This is a genomic window from Chryseobacterium sp. (assembly GCF_022712095.1).
In the GTDB taxonomy this organism is placed as follows: domain Bacteria; phylum Bacteroidota; class Bacteroidia; order Flavobacteriales; family Weeksellaceae; genus Chryseobacterium.
Genome location: NZ_JALAHD010000226.1, coordinates 1 through 2636, shown reverse-complemented (window position 1 = coordinate 2636; position 2636 = coordinate 1). Strand labels below are relative to the sequence as shown.

Below are 2636 nucleotides of genomic sequence, written 5' to 3'. Positions count from 1 at the left end.
CTTTTTATTTATTGTATTTAAGTTATAATATCTTATATATATCTTAAATATACTCATATAAATTACTATGATCTACCTGATCAAAGTGAATAATGTTGTTTTTTTATTGAAAATTATATATTTGTTGAAAAATTATTTCAAAAACATATCTATGAAAGAAAAATTATCTAAAATTTTATGCATTTCCCTTTTTTCTATAGGCTCGGGAGTAATGGGGCAAAATAAATTAAAAGTAAGCCTGGATGCAGGATACACTTACAGTATTTTAAAATCGGATCTTTCAAACCTTATTGATTCGAGATATAGAGGAAGGTATGGTTTCGGGGTAAACTTATCCGGGGAATATATGATTTGGAAATCACTTTTTGTTTCCACAGGCATCTCTTTTCAGCAAAAGAATTATAAGTTTGAAAGGACAGGGAACAGAGACGGATGGTATACCAATTATCATAATGACTTTCTAAGCTTTCCTTTATTAATTGGGGGATATATCCTTAATAACCCACATGAAAGTGAAGGTGTATGGATTAAAGTAGCAGGTGGAATGTACACCGATTACTGGCTAAGTATGAAAAGAGAGGGTAGATATCCTGTATTTAATGAACTGCAGGAGGATGGTACTTTCAATTATACTGAAGTATCAGATACGTATGATTTTAAAGAAAATGAAAATCAAATTAACAGGCTTGGATATGGACTAACTGGCCAGGCCCAATTGGGATATTCACTAAAGAATTTTGATATATACGGCTCTTATAATTATCAATATGGACTTTCCGATATAAATAAAGAAAATGCCAAGAATCATAAATCCACTCTTCAGTCTTATATGATTTCTCTGGGGGTTTCTTATAAATTCAAGTAAAAGAATTCAATTATAAAAAATAATACAATATGAAAAAAAATTTAATTTGTTTATTTTTGGTACTGTTTTTAGTATCAGAAACGTTTAATTCTTGTATAGATGATAGTGATACCTCTCTAGTCGAACCAACACGATATACAAGTCAGGACATAAAATCCTACGCCGATCTTTTTAAAGTATTCTGGACGGTAATGGATCAGCAATATAATTATTTTTACGAACAGAAGAGAAGAGACGGAATGGATTGGGGGGCCATATATAAGGAGTATTATCCAAAGTTTGCTGCTTTGAAATCTTATAATGCTGTGGGAGTAAGTGATGCAGAAATTCAGGCAGATGCCCAAAAAGCAAGAGATTATTTTACCCGTATAATAGATCCTATTATTGACAGGCACTTCTATGTCAGAATACGAGTGCCCTATTCAAATAATGGAATTATAAATAGCTTTGTATTTTCCGGTGGGATGTCGCAAAAAAAATCGAATACCTACCCTTTTGATGCAAAATATGAATATATGAAGGATAAGCTTCAAGACGGATATGTATCTTCAGATAAATTTTTACTTGCAGGATATTTAAAATCTAACCCCAGTATCTATTATATTACTTTTGAAGGTTTTTCATTGTCTTCAAAATTTAAGATTAACCTTGAAAATAAATATCTAAGCCCGGATCCAGGTAATGAATTATTGCTTACCCAGGCTGATATTGAAAATAGTTCAGAGTTAAATGCAATTAGTGATGTCAATAAGAGAGAACAGGTGAAAAATTTCACTATTGGTATATTGAATCAATGGAATTCATTTCCGAATTCAGCAGAAATGAAATCTTTTAATAACCAGATTAGTACATTTAAAAGCACAGAGGTTTTATCCGATTCTTTTCTGGCTTTGACCCAGCAATTGCTGACTCAGTCTAATAATCTTGTAAAATATGATAACGCTGTTACTTATTTTCCGGTTTTGAGTCCTGAAACTATTCCTTACCTTCAATGGTTTATTGGACAAATGGGTAATCACGTACAATACGGATATAACTTAGCACAGTTTCAAGCAGCAGCCGGTAAAATATTATCTAATGCTCCTTTTTATAAAAAATTTCTGAACCCCTTACATAACGGAGATATTAAAAAAATCATTATTGATTTAAGAAGCAATGGAGGAGGAGCAGTAGTTGATGCCCGTTTTTTTACCGATCGTTTTATTACTCAAAATGCAGTTTCATTTTATCAGAGAACAAAAGAAGGAAGCGGACGATTTAGCTATACTCCTTGGGTGCCTGTGCATGCTATTCCTCATGCATTCAGAATCCCTAATAATATTCCAATTGCTGTCTTAACAGATGGTGGAAGTGCAAGTATGTCCGAAATGTCTACATTAATGCTAAAAAGCCAGGGGGCAAATGTAGTTACAATAGGAAATTATAGTGCCGGGGCTACTGCCGGTTTAGGGTCTTCGGATGACTTTAATGGAGGTACCCGCGATATTGTGGCTGGTGGGATTTTAGAGTTCTATATGCCGTTAATGGCCACTAAAGATCTTAATGGTCAGGTAGTCGAAGGGATTGGTCTGAAACCAGATATTTATGTGACCCCTCCTTCAGATGAAGAAGAAAAGCAGATGGTAAACAGCCCGAAAACATTTATAGATAGAGTGATGGAAGAGGCTATTAAATATATTTCCTCTAAGTAGTGTAAAATATTATTATAAAATTAGATAGGGGTAAGAATATTCTACCCCTATCTAATTTAAAAAGAGATTCTCTTAAGCAG

At 33.2% G+C, this 2636-nt stretch carries 2 protein-coding genes; both read left to right on the top strand.

From position 1 onward, the window contains the following. Positions 1 to 151: 151 nt before the first annotated feature. Complete coding sequence (locus Q0A18_RS11905; protein WP_292010368.1) at positions 152 to 865, top strand: outer membrane beta-barrel protein; 714 nt, start codon at positions 152 to 154, stop codon at positions 863 to 865. 29 nt (positions 866 to 894) lie between these two features. Next, complete coding sequence (locus tag Q0A18_RS11900) at positions 895 to 2556, top strand: S41 family peptidase (protein ID WP_292010367.1); 1662 nt, start codon at positions 895 to 897, stop codon at positions 2554 to 2556. Positions 2557 to 2636: the final 80 nt, after the last annotated feature.